15 protein-coding genes, 1 tRNA gene and 1 riboswitch are annotated in these 14574 nt (G+C 45.6%); of the genes, 9 read left to right on the top strand and 7 right to left on the bottom strand.

Annotated features, from left to right (window positions below):
* Positions 1-49 precede the first annotated feature (49 nt).
* The 3 genes from BC343_RS14425 (at position 50) to BC343_RS14415 (ending at position 3431) form a co-directional block, all read left to right on the top strand.
* Positions 50-2197 (top strand): family 43 glycosylhydrolase, encoded by a 2148-nt coding sequence (locus BC343_RS14425; protein ID WP_078348633.1) that lies wholly within the window; start codon positions 50-52, stop codon positions 2195-2197.
* Positions 2198-2295: 98 nt separating this feature from the next.
* The gene (locus tag BC343_RS14420) at positions 2296-2667 is read left to right on the top strand and encodes a hypothetical protein (RefSeq protein ID WP_078348492.1); all 372 of its coding nucleotides are present in this window, start codon (positions 2296-2298) and stop codon (positions 2665-2667) included.
* A gap of 206 nt (positions 2668-2873) precedes the next feature.
* Positions 2874-3431, top strand: coding sequence for a biliverdin-producing heme oxygenase (locus tag BC343_RS14415; protein WP_078348491.1), 558 nt, complete (start codon positions 2874-2876; stop codon positions 3429-3431).
* A 278-nt stretch (positions 3432-3709) separates the two neighbouring features.
* On the opposite strand, the gene BC343_RS14410 is transcribed toward BC343_RS14415, so the two are convergent.
* Positions 3710-4198: an Lrp/AsnC family transcriptional regulator gene (locus BC343_RS14410; protein ID WP_238381775.1), complete on the bottom strand. Its 489-nt coding sequence runs from the start codon at positions 4196-4198 to the stop codon at positions 3710-3712.
* Between the two features lie 136 nt (positions 4199-4334).
* A riboswitch (cobalamin riboswitch) is annotated at positions 4335-4517 on the top strand.
* Positions 4518-4725: 208 nt separating this feature from the next.
* Between BC343_RS14410 and BC343_RS14405 the strand changes: the two genes are divergently transcribed.
* The 5 genes from BC343_RS14405 to BC343_RS14385 are packed head-to-tail and all read left to right on the top strand — an operon-like array spanning position 4726 to position 9313.
* On the top strand, positions 4726-5730 hold the full coding sequence (locus tag BC343_RS14405; protein ID WP_202909791.1) for a DUF1852 domain-containing protein: 1005 nt from the start codon (positions 4726-4728) through the stop codon (positions 5728-5730).
* Positions 5731-5755: 25 nt separating this feature from the next.
* Positions 5756-6787 (top strand): methionine synthase, encoded by a 1032-nt coding sequence (locus tag BC343_RS14400; protein ID WP_202909790.1) that lies wholly within the window; start codon positions 5756-5758, stop codon positions 6785-6787.
* A complete protein-coding gene (locus BC343_RS14395; RefSeq protein ID WP_394333380.1) occupies positions 6753-7796 on the top strand; it encodes a bile acid:sodium symporter family protein in 1044 nt (347 codons plus the stop codon). Before BC343_RS14400 ends, BC343_RS14395 begins: the two co-directional genes overlap by 35 nt.
* A gap of 4 nt (positions 7797-7800) precedes the next feature.
* A complete protein-coding gene (locus BC343_RS14390) occupies positions 7801-8883 on the top strand; it encodes an alkene reductase (protein ID WP_078348488.1) in 1083 nt (360 codons plus the stop codon).
* A gap of 43 nt (positions 8884-8926) precedes the next feature.
* Complete coding sequence (locus BC343_RS14385; protein WP_078348487.1) at positions 8927-9313, top strand: acyl-CoA thioesterase; 387 nt, start codon at positions 8927-8929, stop codon at positions 9311-9313.
* Between the two features lie 85 nt (positions 9314-9398).
* On the opposite strand, the gene BC343_RS14380 is transcribed toward BC343_RS14385, so the two are convergent.
* From BC343_RS14380 to BC343_RS14355, 6 genes are all read right to left on the bottom strand, one after another.
* A tRNA-Ser gene (locus BC343_RS14380) sits at positions 9399-9483 on the bottom strand.
* An 87-nt stretch (positions 9484-9570) separates the two neighbouring features.
* The gene (locus BC343_RS14375; protein WP_078348486.1) at positions 9571-10572 is read right to left on the bottom strand and encodes a YihY/virulence factor BrkB family protein; all 1002 of its coding nucleotides are present in this window, start codon (positions 10570-10572) and stop codon (positions 9571-9573) included.
* Between the two features lie 11 nt (positions 10573-10583).
* Entirely contained in the window at positions 10584-10991 is a 408-nt protein-coding gene (locus tag BC343_RS14370) for an acyl-CoA thioesterase (RefSeq protein WP_078348485.1), read from the bottom strand.
* Entirely contained in the window at positions 10991-12046 is a 1056-nt protein-coding gene (gene mltG, locus BC343_RS14365) for an endolytic transglycosylase MltG (RefSeq protein WP_078348484.1), read from the bottom strand. The genes BC343_RS14370 and mltG overlap by 1 nt, the downstream gene beginning before the upstream one ends.
* A 25-nt stretch (positions 12047-12071) precedes the next feature.
* Complete coding sequence (locus tag BC343_RS14360; protein ID WP_078348483.1) at positions 12072-12377, bottom strand: rhodanese-like domain-containing protein; 306 nt, start codon at positions 12375-12377, stop codon at positions 12072-12074.
* Positions 12364-13155 (bottom strand): PASTA domain-containing protein, encoded by a 792-nt coding sequence (locus BC343_RS14355; protein WP_078348630.1) that lies wholly within the window; start codon positions 13153-13155, stop codon positions 12364-12366. The genes BC343_RS14360 and BC343_RS14355 overlap by 14 nt, the downstream gene beginning before the upstream one ends.
* Before the next feature lie 189 nt (positions 13156-13344).
* Here BC343_RS14355 and BC343_RS14350 point away from each other — a divergent pair, with 189 nt between their 5' ends.
* The gene (locus tag BC343_RS14350; protein WP_078348482.1) at positions 13345-14331 is read left to right on the top strand and encodes a D-alanine--D-alanine ligase; all 987 of its coding nucleotides are present in this window, start codon (positions 13345-13347) and stop codon (positions 14329-14331) included.
* The last annotated feature ends 243 nt before the right edge of the window (positions 14332-14574 follow it).

The following is a 14574-nucleotide window of genomic DNA, read 5'->3' as shown; positions in this document are numbered from 1 at the left end:
TTTAATACCATCGCAACATTATATGCTATGGCTTATCCCCCAATACTACATGAAGAAAAAAATCTTCCTTTACAGTTTTGTCGCACTGTTTATTACAATTAAAGCCCATGCCCAGGAGCATTACAGCGCTTATCTTTTCACCTATTTTACAAGTGGAAAAGGCGGGGAGCATATCCGCTTTGCACTTAGCAAAGATGGTTATCACTTTAGGGCGCTGAACAAAAACCAGTCGGTTATTAATTCAAAAGATATTAGTGCTACGGGCGGTGTGCGCGACCCCCATATACTACGCGGGGCCGATGGTAAAACATTTTACATGGTAGCCACTGATATGAATACCGAAAAGTATCAGTGGGGACCCGATTCGGGTATGGTGTTAATGCGATCTGCCGATCTTGTGCACTGGACATCGAAAGTGGTGAATGTGCCGCTGGCTTTTAAGAAATTTGCCGGGGTTAACAGGGTTTGGGCACCGCAAACCATTTACGATGAGCAGGCGGGCAAGTATATGCTCTACTGGTCGATGCGGTTTGGTAACGAGGCGGATAAAATTTATTATGCTTACGCTAATAAAGATTTTACAGGCCTGGAAACAGAACCCAAACAGCTTTTTTTTAAACCCGACGGTGGCGCCTGTATAGATGGTGATATAGTTCATAAAGACAAAAAGTATTACTTGTTTTTTAAAACAGAAGGGAGCGGGGCCGGCATTAAAATAGCGGTTTCAGATAAGCTTACCTCGGGTTATGTTTTGCGCGATACGTACGTGCAGCAAACAAAAGACCCTGTAGAAGGCGCCGGTACATTTAAATTGAATAACACCAACAGTTATGTTTTAATGTACGACATGTATACGCAGGGCAAGTACCAGTTTACGCGGACTAATGATTTGCAGCATTTTACCCGTATAGACGACCAGGTAAGCATGAACTTTCATCCGCGCCATGGTACCGTGATCCCTATTACCGCAAAAGAGGCGGCGCGTTTGAGCGCGGAGTGGGAAACCCCGGAGGACGTGCTGCTATCGGCCGGTAATAAACAAATCAAAAGCATTAACATAACTTTTAACGATGCTGAAAAAAAGCTTTATCTGCCCGTAGTGCCGGGTACTGATCTTCGCTCGTTCGATCCTGCGTTTGTTTTGTTTCCGGGTGTTACGGTAAGCCCTTCCAAACCGCAGAATTTTAGTAACGGACCGGTTAAGTATACAGTTACCATAGCCGGTAAAAAGCCTGATGTTTTTAACGTTACTGCACAAGAAACTCATAACCCCGCGCTAACAGGTTACTACGCCGACCCCGAAGTACTGTATGCCGAAAAAACAGGTAAGTTTTATATTTACCCCACAAGCGATGGCTTTGATGGCTGGTCGGGTAATTATTTTAAAACATTTTCTTCGCCCGATCTGGTGAATTGGAAAGATGAAGGGAAGATACTTGATCTGCCTGCCGATGTGAGCTGGGCTAACCGGAATGCCTGGGCACCCTGTATCATTGAGAAGAAGATGGATGGTAAATACCAATATTTCTATTACTTCACCGGCGCTCAAAAAATTGGCGTAGCGGTAGCTGATGATCCTGCAGGCCCTTTTAAAGATTCGGGTAAGCCTTTGCTGGCGCAATTGCCGGAAGGGGTGAAGGGTGGCCAGCAAATAGATCCTGATGTTTTTGCCGACCCAATATCGGGCAAAACCTATTTGTATTGGGGCAACAGCTATATGGCAGTAGCCGAGTTAAGCGCCGACATGCTTTCTATAGTGCCCGGTACTACCAAAATTTTAACCCCCACCAAAACTTACAACGAAGGTACCTATGTTTTTTACCGTAAGGGCACCTATTATTTTATGTGGTCGGAAAACGATACCCGCGACCCTAACTACACCGTACGTTACGGAACTTCTAAATCGCCTACGGGCCCCATCGAAGTATCAGAGCATAATACGGTTATTGCAAAAGATGAAAAGGCAGGCATTTACGGCACGGGGCATAACTCGGTAATACAAGTACCGGGCACCGATGATTGGTTTATTGTTTACCATCGTTTCAATTACCCTAAAGGCATAACCATGGGCGATGCGGCCGGTTACAACCGCGAGGTTTGTATAGATAAACTGGACTTCAACACCGACGGAACCATTAAGCAGGTTACACCAACCCATGCAGGAATTAAACCTGTGCTTTTGCGCAGCAATAAATAGGAAAGAAAATTACATGCCTATTTCGGGGGGAGTAAACTAATTGCTTCCTAAGCTATCGGTAGAGATGTTTAATTTATTGATAAGCGGATTAATGCGTTTTGTTAACCAACCTTGCCAGCGATACCGAAGCATCGTTAACATACGGAACACCAGGCAAAACAAAGCGCCCGTTTTACAGTTTCCTGTTCAACTTGAAAGTCCACAAACAAATATGGCTTAAAACCGCTGCCGACACGGCTCAATACCTAAATACCACCGAATGGGATATCGCTGTCAGCTGCAATTATAACAGCAAAATATCTGCCTGTGGCATTATTGTTAAGGTAGATACAGATTATGGCCAGGTAACCGATGCACCATCAGACCAAACCTTTGCCCAAAGTACCATTACAAAAGTGGGCCGTGCAGCATCTGCCGTTGGCCCGGATGGTATAATTATAGCCTTTGCTCGCACATTATGCAAGCAATAAAAAACCGTACTTATGTTATAAAATTAAGTTCGGGTAAATACGTTAAATTAGAACTCATTAGTATTTACAAGGACAACCCACCCGCCGTAAACGATCTTTACTGGCCTACACCTTATCTTACTTTTTGTTACTTTGTGCAAGAGTATGGGAGCAAAACCTGAGCACAAAATGATTAAAGGATACATCAACTTAAAACTGAAAGAACCATGCTAAGCGCAAAAATTAAAGACGCCACACAAACCCCGCACCAGCAACTCGAAAAAAAGGTGGTACTGCAACTGAAGTCGATCCGCAGTAATGCCGACTATGCTAACGTATTGAAGAATTTCTACGCCTATTTCAGCGCCCTGGAAACTGCCATAAAACCCTACATCACTACCGGAGTTCTACCCGACTATGCCGAACGCCGTAACTCCAGCTACCTGAAAGCCGATATTGAAGAACTTGGCTCGGATGTGAACGATTTGCCACCGGTAACCGTACCAACTATTACTAATGCGGTTGAAGCCATGGGTGCCCTGTACGTAATGGAAGGATCTATTATGGGCGGGCAGTATATTGTACAGATGCTGCAAAAGCACGGCATGGACAAAGGGTTCTCGTTTTTCTCGGGCTACGGTGCCGATACCGGCCGTATTTGGGGCGCATTTGTAGCCCAACTGAATGCCGTAGCACAAACTGAAGCTGATGAAGACGCGGCCATTAATTCAGCTAATGAAACCTTCGCAAATTTTGGTGAGTTGTTCGAGAGCAAAATGGTTTGATCAACGTGATGCTGATCAAATTTTAAAGTATTCAAGGTTGCCCTGAAAAAGCTCCCGAAGCATAAGCGCCAACTTAGATCTGTTTTGCGGGCGCTGATATGGATAGAATGAAGTTATAACGATGAGAGCAGTTGGGTGGCGCCCGGTTGAGCCGGGGCCTAATGTTGGTAGAGAGTGGCCTCACTTTGGCCGATATTGCCCGGTTCACCAATATGTTCTGCATCGGCCGTACTAAAAATGGAGCTTTATTGGGGGAAGCCACTGTTCAAATGCCGCTTTTAGAAAATGATGTTGTGCGTATTCTTGATCTCGGCCATTACGAAGGTGCTGTGCGTACTTCCGATGCTCTCTACCGAACCCAGTTTATTGAATACGAAATCCTGGTAGTGCTTCATGTCCCGGGCATACACTTTCAGAAAGAAGTCATAATCGCCGGAGATGTTATAACATTCCACAACCTCGTCTATCTTCAGAATATCCTCTACAAAGCTGTGGCCCACCTTGCGGTCGTGCTGTTTTAGGCGGATGTTACAGAACACAATAAAACCCTGGTTAAACTTTTCCGAGTCCAGTAGCGCAATGTACTTCTTGATATACCCACTGGTTTCTAAACGTTTTACACGTTGTACCACCGGCGATGGCGTCAAATTTACCTTCTCCGCAAGTTCTTTAATGGTATGGCTCGAGTTGTTACCCAGTATCCTTAATAATTTCAGATCTATCTCGTCCAATTGCTCCATAGCATAAATTACTTTTACAAGCCGCAAAGGTATAGCCTATCAGCATAAAAAGTTAATTAAAATGTAATTTAAAGCAATTTTAGTTGAAGTTTTATATTATTTGCAGCGTTAATAACTGTTTATTTAACTTTGGACAGAGTTTAAAACTCAGGTTCTTTGCATATTTCAAGCAATTGGTAAAGGTTTTACTTAGCGGTGAATTAATAGGGAATCGTGTGCAAATCACGAGCTGTCGCGCAACTGTAAGTAACACAATAAGTTTTTACCCATAATGGCCACTGTGCAAACGGGAAGGCCGGTAAAAACCGTTACAAGTCAGGATACCTGCCTTTACTGAATTGACGATACTTCCGCGTAAAGAGGTTATTGGTCATATTGTACAGCTAAGGTGCCTGCCCGCAAGGGTTGGTTGTGCCCGCCTGTGCCTATATTTCATCCATTAAAGCTTTCTTTTCCTGGCGTATCCGGAATAACCAAGACCTTTTTAATGATCATTAACCAATTAACAGGGGAACGATCATGCCGGCAGATTCGAAACAAACGAAAGGAAATACATGGAAAATACCCAAAATACCATCAAGAATGATTTTGTGTTCTCGCTAAAGAGCACCTGTTTAGATGAAAATTATCATCCCTCAAGTCAAACGCGCCTGACGACCAATTTTGCGAACCTGGCCAGGGGAGCTGATCGCCAACAAAACTTACGCAATGCCTTGAATATGATCAACAATCGATTCAATGCATTAGCTCATTGGGATAACCCCAAAGCTGACCGTTACCTGGTAGAGCTGGAGATCATCACGGTAACGATGCATATTGATGATAAAAATGGCGTGAATAATCTTCCGTTGATCGAAGTTTTGAAAACGAATATTTTCGATCGTAAGACCAATCAGCATATCGAAGGTGTCGCCGGAAACAATTTTTCTTCTTATGTCCGCGATTATGATTTCAGTATTTTATTGACCGAGTACAATAAAAACAAACCCAATTTTTCTGTCCCTGAAAATTTCGGTGATCTGCACGGAAAGCTTTATCAATGCTTTGTGAGTTCGGTAACTTATAAAGAGCACTTTAAGATGTCGCCGATCATTTGCCTAAGTGTATCGAGTAACAAAACGTATACCCGTACGGAGTATCAGCATCCGGTTTTGGGTTTTGAGTATCTGCAGGATCAGTATTCACTCACTGATGAATACTTCGGTAAAATGGGCTTAAAAGTGCGTTTTTTCATGCCTGCGAATAGTGTGGCACCGATGGCTTTTTATCATTCGGGTGATCTGCTTGCTGATTATACTGATCTCGGACTAATCAGTTCGATCAGCACGATGGAGACTTTCCAGAAGATCTATCGCCCTGAAATTTATAATGCCAACTCAGTGGCGGCAGAGATCTATCAACCAAGCCTTAAACACGAAGATTATTCACTGACCCGCGTGGTTTATGACCGCGAAGAACGCAGCCGGCTGGCTGTTGAACAGGGTAAATATGCTGAAGAGCATTTTATAAAGCCTTACAGAAACCTGTTAGAGCAGTGGTCTGCCAGTTTCGCACTTTAATTCTATTACACAACAACATTATTTTATGATCAAAACATTATTGCCCACTTCTATTGTGGGAAGTTTACCCAAACCTGCCTGGCTTGCACCCCCCGAAAAACTATGGTCGCCCTGGAAATTAGAAGGCGATCAGTTATTGGAGGGGAAACAGGATGCCTTGCGTATCTCTTTGCAGGAACAGCAACTGGCCGGCGTGGATATCATTAGTGACGGGGAGCAAACACGCCAGCATTTCGTAACCACTTTTATTGAGCATTTAAGTGGTGTGGATTTTGAGAACCGAAAGACCGTAAGGATTCGTAACCGCTACGATGCGAGCGTTCCGGTGGTTGTAGGTGAGGTTGCACGCCAAAAAGCAGTTTTTGTTGACGATGCTAAATTCTTGCGGAAACAAACAGCTCAGCCTATAAAGTGGGCATTGCCGGGGCCCATGACCATGGTGGATACCTTGTACGATGCCCATTACAAAAACCGTGAAAAACTGGCCTGGGAATTTGCGAAAGCACTCAATGAAGAAGCCAAAGAATTACAGGATGCAGGGGTAGATATTATTCAGTTTGATGAACCTGCGTTTAATGTTTTTTTTGATGAGGTGAACGATTGGGGAATGGCCGCATTAGAAAGAGCCATTGAGGGCTTACAATGCGAAACTGCCGTACATGTTTGCTATGGCTACGGCATACAGGCTAACACCGACTGGAAAAAGACATTGGGGTCGGAGTGGCGCCAATACGAAGAGATATTCCCGAAGATCCAAACTTCCAATATCGATATCGTATCCTTAGAATGCCACAACTCCAAAGTGCCTTTAAATTTGATCGAACTTGTCCGCGGGAAGAAAGTAATGGTAGGCGCGATAGATGTGGCGTCAAACACGATAGAAACACCCGAGGAGGTAGCTGATACGCTACGTAAAACGCTGGAATTTGTTGATATCGAAAACCTTTACCCGAGTACCAACTGTGGTATGGCACCCTTGGCTCGTAATGTGGCACGAGGTAAGCTAAGTGCTTTAAGCGCCGGTGCGGAGATCATACGCAGAGAATTTTCAGTTTAATTTAGGCCCTACATTGAAGAAGTTATTAGGAATATTAAGTAAAGCAGGTTTCGACGGTTTCCTGTTAATGATAGGCACCATGATACTGCTGGCCTACTTTTTACCGCAGCCGGGCATGGTTAAAGAACCTGTTTCGCTGGAGCAGATAGCCAATGCAGGCGTATCGCTGATCTTTTTGTTTTATGGCCTGCGATTGAGCGTGGAGAAACTGAAAGCCGGGCTTGCTAACTGGAAAATGCACATCATCGTGCAGTTGACAACCTTTTTGTTTTTCCCTCTTATCGTTCTGGCATGCCGCTCATTGTTCGTGGGCACCCAATTCGAGTTGCTTTGGTTGGGTATATTTTTCCTGGCGGCTTTACCGTCAACCGTTTCCTCTTCGGTGGTAATGGTTTCTATCGCCGGGGGCAACATTCCCGCTGCCATTTTCAACGCGAGCATTTCCAGTCTGATCGGGGTAGTGGTTACGCCGCTTTGGGTTGGGTTGTTCATCGCCTCGGCAACGGGCCATTTTGATGTTACAGATATCGTCATCAAATTAACTCTTCAAGTTTTGTTGCCGGTTGTCATCGGCATCAGCCTTAATTCCCGTTTTGGGGCTATTGCCGAAAAATATAAGAAACAACTCAAGTATTTCGATCAGGCAATTATCCTCACCATCATTTACACATCATTCTGTAAGTCGTTCTCCGAACATCTTTTTGCAGGCTTCACCGCCCTTGAACTCGCCGGGCTCGCCGCAGGGATGATGGCTTTGTTCTTCGCCGTATTCTTTTGTGTTGGGCTACTCAGCCGTTTGTTCGGCTTTTCAGCTGAAGATCGTATCACGGTATTATTTTGTGGGTCAAAAAAATCTTTGGTACACGGCACCGTTATGTCAAAAGTGCTCTTTCAGCACAGCACCATCACCGGTATCATATTGCTGCCACTCATGCTTTACCATGCCTTACAATTGATCGCTGCCAGCATCATCGCTCAGGGTATGGCCCGGCGAAAGGAAAAAGAATAGCCGTATGAAGCTTTTAGAAAAAACACAGTTAGGCGGCATGAGCCTAAAAAATAGAATAGCCATAGCAGCGATGACGAGGGGCCGGGCAGATAGCAATGGTCTGGTAGGTGATATGACGGTAGAATACTATGCCCAAAGGGCAAGCGCAGGTTTGCTGTTCAGCGAAGCTATAAGGATAAGTGAAGAAGCTACCGGCAGTCCGCTCACGCCGGGCATTTTTACGGATGAACAAATAGCAGCCTGGAAGAAGGTTACCAAAGCGGTACACCATAAAGGCGGTGTTATTGTAGCCCAGCTTTGGCATACCGGCCGTATAGGGCATTCTGTAGACAGGAACGGTAAACTGCCTCTTGCGCCATCAGCCTTGCCTATACATGGGATGCAGCATTTTACCTCTCAGGGCAGGAGGGATTACGAGACACCCCGGGAAATGACGATTACGGAGATCGGGCAAACCATAAAGGACTATGGCCAGGCCGCGAAAAACGCCATTGCGGCAGGGTTCGACGGGGTTACACTTCACGCTTCTAATGGCTATCTTCCTAACCAGTTCCTGGCTGAAAGTGCCAACCAACGGACGGATGCTTACGGCGGCAGCATCCCTAACAAAGTGCGTTTTATAGTGGAGGTGATGCAGGAATTGATCAGTGCGGTTGGTGGCGAAAGGGTGGGCATTAAAATATCTCCTTTTCATTGCTATGGAGATATGGTACTGGATGACCCTGCCGCTACCTATACCTACCTTATCGAAAAACTGAACGAAATGGATTTTGCCTATGTAGAACTCATGAGATGCAGCCCCAATTTCGCCGCGCCTGGACATTATGCCGTTAAAGACGAGGTCGAGTTCTTTGGCAGGAAGATTCGCCAGGCAGTAATTGCGAATGCCGGGTATGATAAGGCTTCCGCCGAAGCAGAGCTTGAAAAAGGCATTGCTAAGTTGATTTCCTTTGGCAAACTTTACATCGCAAACCCCGACCTGCCTGAACGGTTTGAGAAAAATGCCCCGCTTAATGAACCCGACAGGGCGACGATGTATGGCGGCGGAAAACAAGGTTATATTGATTATCCGATGTGGAACGAATAAAACGCTGCACAAACAAAGGGTAGTTAAATATTATTAAATGATAATGACTTTAACAGAACGTATTCAAGCTTCAGAAACCCGGGTATTCAAAACCGTTTTCCCCAATACCACTAATCACTACGATACGCTTTTTGGCGGTACGGCCATGGCCATGATGGATGAAGTGGCCTTTATGGCCGCCACCCGCTTTAGCCGCCAGGTGATGGTAACCGTTAGCAGCGATAAGATAGATTTTAAAAGATCTATTGCCGCCGGAACGATCATCGAATTGGTGGGGCGCGTTAAACATGTTGGCAATACCAGCCTGAAAGTGGCCGTAGAAATTTATGTAGAGCAGATGTATGCCGAAGGCCGGGAACTGGCGGTGCATGGCGAGTTCACGTTTGTGGCTATTGATGAACATAAAAAGCCGGTGCGGATCATCAGGTAATTACCAATTTGCTGCGCGCCATATCGTAAAGATATCAAAACAAAAACGCCTTAAACTTATCGTTTAAGGCGTTTTTGTTTTCTTGCGGAGAGTTAGGGATTCGAACCCCAGGACCTGTTACAGTCAACAGTTTTCAAGACTGCCGCAATCGACCACTCTGCCAACTCTCCGGGGACAAAAGTACAAATCCGGGGCGAATTGGCAAATTTGATGTTAACTTTTTTTTAATTACTTGTAAACTGTTGTGTGCCAAAAAATTACCTGTGGTGTTGGCTTATTTTAGGGCGTGTATTGTCGGTTTTTGGGGCTCGGAAGCTGTTATAACGCGGCTTAACAATGCGTATATTCCGCTTAGAGAGGTCAACACTGGCATTTAATTCAAAACCGATGAGCAATATTAGCGAGTTAAGGTAAAGGTATATCATCACCACAATGAGGGTACCTATTGAACCGTATACTTTATTGTATGATGAGAAGTTGTTGGTGTAGTACGTAAACCCTACCGATGTTAAAACTGCCAGCGATGTGGCCAGTATAGAGCCGGGGTTAATAAAGTTCCATTTCCGTTTGTTAGAAGGCCCGTAGCGGTACAGTATGCATATACTCACAAAGAATATTACCAATACAATTATCCAGCGCGAAAAAGCGAAAACGTAGAACCAAAAGTGCGCCGTGCTAAATATCTTATCCTGAAGGAAGCCTAATACAGCTTGCCCGGCTATCATGATGGTGATGGCCACCAATAACGATAAACTCACTGCTACGGTAAGCGCCAAAGCCACCAAACGGCGTTTTAGCCAGGTACGTGTCTCCAATATCAACGATGATTTGTTGAAGGCCTGCATCAGGTTGCTCACACCGTTGGTTGCAAAGTACAATGCGGTTGCAAAACCCACCGAGAGTAGCTTGCCGTTTTGGTTTTTAATAATATCCTCAATGGTTGATTTAAAGGCAAGGTAAGCGTTAGTTGGCAGCACGGTTTGAAATACGCTGAGCAAGTCGCCCTGGAAATCTTTCACAGGAATGTAGGCTATCAGCGTAAACAAAAATATAATGGCAGGGAAAAGTGCCAGCATGAAATTGTAGGCCAAAGCCGCCGCCCTGTTAGTAAGCGCCGATTTTTGAATTTCTTCGATAAAGAAAACCACCACCGTGTACAATGGGAGAGGGCGGAACCCGGGAATGTAAACGGATTTTGCCCAGTCGGTTATGCGGTGATAAAATTCAAAATGGCTTAAAAAGCGGTGTATCCATTTCATTATGGATAAAATTACTCAAAAAAAGGCTTCAGTTTATCAATAAATTCCTGCGGGGGCAGGCAGGGGCGGTTAGTTTTCATATTAATAAAGGCCAACAGGGTTTCGCCCACGTGTATCAGCTCTTGCTTTGGGTTATAAAGCTCGTATTTGAAGTGGATCTTCACGCCCGGCATTTTAGCCATAGTAACGGCCACGGTAATTTCTTCGTCGTAACGGGCGGGTTTAAGGTACTTGCAATTCAGCTCCAGCACGGGCATCATAATGCCCGATTCTTCCATGCCTGCATAAGTTAGCCCCAGGCTGCGCAGCATCTCTACGCGGCCAACTTCAAAAAACTCGGCGTAGTTGCCGTAGTACATATAGCCCATCTGGTCGGTTTCGCCGTAGCGCACCCGTATCTTAGTATCGTGCCTGAACATTAGCGGTAAATGTGCCTTTGGTTTAACGCCTCTTGAAACTTGCGGGCATTTACCTTGTGGTCGGCTTCGTTGTTAGCAAAGTTGTGGTAGCCCGAAAAGTCTTCTTTTGCGCACATGTACAGGTAATCGTTATGCTGGTAATCGAGCACCGAGTTGATGGCGTTTACCGATGGCATCATGATAGGGCCGGGAGGGAGGCCTGCGTACATGTAGGTATTGTACGGCGAATCCTTCATCAGATCTTTATGCAGTACACGTTTTATGGTAAAATCGCCTACGGCAAATATTACGGTAGGGTCGGTTTCCAGTTTCATGCCTTTTTTAAGGCGGTTGAGGTATAGGCCGGCAACAGCGGGCATATCATCATCGTGTAAGGCCTCGGCGTCAACAACGGCGGCTAATATCGATACCTGCGGCAGGGTTAAGTTGATAGCGGCTGCTTTGGCCTTACGCTCTGGCGTCCAAAATTTTTGGTAGTTGGTGTACATCTTCTCGAAGAATTTTTCGGGCGTGGTGTTCCAGTAAAATTCGTACGAGTTGGGGATGAACATAGTGTATACGTTCTCGGTAGTAAAACCGTATTTCTCTACAAAAGCGGCCGAATCTAACAAGCGCAGCATTGCTACCGAATCCATCTCGAGCTTTTTAGATACAAAGCCGCAGAACTGTTGTTTCAGCCTGATGTTGTGGATGGAAAGCGTCACAGGTTCCTGGTTACCGGCCTTCAGCATATTGATGAAAGCGCGGTTGCTCATGCCTTCTTTCAAACGGTATTTACCGGGTTTTACGCGGTTAACGTAATTCATGTTATGCGCTGCCCACATAAAAGTGGTGGTATCTTTCACCATATCTTCTTTTACAATGGTGCTGTAAACGTCGTTGAAGGTTGATCCCGTGTGGATGTACAGGTATTGCTGCTTATCGGTTACGTTGGGGCCAAAGTAGCGCAGGTAATAAAATACGCCGGTGCCTGCAAGCGATATAATGATAATCACCACAAGCGCGATGATGAATTTTTTGAACGTCCCGCCCGAGGGCTTTTGTTGTGCTGACATGGATAGATGTATGTTGGGATGTGTTTTACTTGTTGTTAATTTTCCGCAAAGCTATTAAACCGCCTTTTAAATTCAGCACGTTTTGGTAGCCCAGTTCGCTTAATATACCGCGGGCGTTCTCGCTGCGGATACCCGCGGTACAGATAACGATTATCTCGTCGGTTTTGTTGTAATTAAGCTGTTCGATGCTTGCCGTAAGTTTTGATACAGGAATATTTTGCCCGCCAATGTTATAGGTAGCAAACTCAAATGTCTCGCGCACATCAAGTAGGTTCAGCTTTTCGCCGTTCAGGATGCGCTGCTGCAGGGTAGCCGCATTAATTTGGCACATCGTTTTTTTCGCCTTGTTTTACGGTAAGGTTTATGCGCGTACCAATGCTGGTTTGGCTCAGCGAGTCGGATTTCATAGGCGACTGGCTAACCACTACTACGTTGGTAGAATCAGTAATGGTGCCTTCATATGTTATGGTACCCACCGTTAGGCCTGCGCCTTTAATAGAAAATTTGGCGGCATCAAGGTCAAGGTTGATCAGCTCGGGGATATCTACCTCGCTGGCACCCTCGCCGTTACCCAATACCAGGTCGAGTTTAGAGCCTTTAGGCAGTTTAAAGCCTGGTTTGATGATCTGTCCGTTAAAGTGCACTTCCAGTACACGGTCGCGGGCTATATCGCTGCGGTAAATGGTATCGCCAACCTTTAGGCCGTAATTAGATAGTACGGCAACGGCTTCGCGGTAAATGCTTTGTTCGGTAATAATATCGGGCAGGGCCACATTGGGAGCCTGTTGGGTAACCATGGTAAGGTAAATGGTACGGCCTTCTTTTACGTTGGTGCCGGCATCGGGGTCCTGTTCTACAATGGCGCCGGGCTGCTGATCGGGTACGTAAACGGAATCTATTTTATAGGCAAAGCCCTGCTCTTTCAGTATGGCCATGGCCTTATCTACATCAAGCCCCTTTAGGCGCGGAACGGGGATGCCGCTGCCGTGGCGGGTATAGTAACTGAGGCTAAAAAAGGCTATCAGCACAATGCCGATAACGGACGAAATAACCAATAAAATAGTGTTCCTGAACTGCCTCGACTTTAAATAAGCCCCAAATTTACTCATACCTGGTGATGCGATATTAAACTCAAACATAGCGGAAAAATTTTAGAAATGCAGTCCGAAAGTCGGAAAAGTCCGAAAGTCAGCAAGATGGGTTTGCTTAGTCGGCATTCAAAGCTTCAGTTTTTGTCTTTCTGCGGACTTTCCGACTTCCGGACTTGCGGACTATCAAAAAAAACTATCTTTGGCTACATGAAACCTCTCAACGTAGCCCTTTTGGCCGGTGGATATTCCGGCGAATACGAAGTATCGCTAAACAGTGCCAAAAACATAGCCGCCAACCTGGCCGAGCTAAATAAATATAATGTGTACACCGTGCTTATCAACCGCGATAGCTGGGTGCACCAGGCCGATGGCGAAACGGTTGCCGTTGATAAAAACGATTTCAGCATTACGCTTAATGGCGAAAAAATAAAGTTCGATTTTGCATTTATTACCGTGCACGGTACCCCGGGCGAGGATGGTAAGCTGCAAGGCTACTTTGATATGCTGGGTGTGCCATACAACACCTGCGATGCCACCACATCCGCCATTACCATGAACAAGGCATACACCAAGGCTATTGTGAACGGTATACACGGGTTGCACACCGCAAAATCGATGCAGTTGCACCAGCGCGATATGCACGATACAGCTACCATTGCTTCCGCGCTGAAATTCCCCTTGTTTATTAAACCAAATAACGGCGGCAGCAGTGTAGGCATGAGTAAAGTGCACAACGTAGGTGGCCTGCAAGCTGCTTTGGATAAAGCCTTCCACGAGGATAGCCAGATACTGGTAGAGGAGTTTATAAAAGGCCGGGAGTTTAGCATAGGTATTGCCCGCCTTAATGGCAAAATAACCGTGCTGCCCGCTACCGAGCTGATCACTATCAAAGAGTTTTTTGATTACGAAGCTAAATACAGCCCCGGCTTTACCGAAGAAATTACCCCCGCCGACCTGCCCGCCGAAAAGGTGCACGAGATAGGAGAGATAGTAACCCAGGCCTACCTGCGCCTCAATTGCCGCGGCATGGTACGTATAGATTTTATATTGCTGGAAGGCACCCAGGATTTCTACTTCATTGAGGTAAACACCACCCCGGGCCAATCCTCGGCCAGCCTGATACCGCAGCAGGTACGCGCCGCCGGCATGAGCGTGCCCGAGTTTTACGGTAGCTTAATAGAGGGAGCCAGATGAGTGAACACGAATTGTACTAATAGAATTAAACGAATTTCACAAATCGTAGCGGATAGCCATATCTACAGCGATTTGTGAAATTCGAATAAATTAGTGCAATTCGTGTTCATTCAATTTGTGATTTTACTTATAGGGCTCGCGTTTCTACGTTTTAAGGCACAATGTATTGTATTATGTTCTTCATAGGGCATAAACCCCCGCGTTATCTAAACCCTTTTTTATTTCTCGGATAACTTTCCTACC

The sequence above is a fragment of the Mucilaginibacter pedocola genome (genome assembly GCF_002013915.1).
GTDB lineage: Bacteria > Bacteroidota > Bacteroidia > Sphingobacteriales > Sphingobacteriaceae > Mucilaginibacter > Mucilaginibacter pedocola.
The sequence above is the reverse complement of the archived record's forward strand: the minus strand, read 5'-3'. Positions and strand labels throughout refer to the sequence as shown.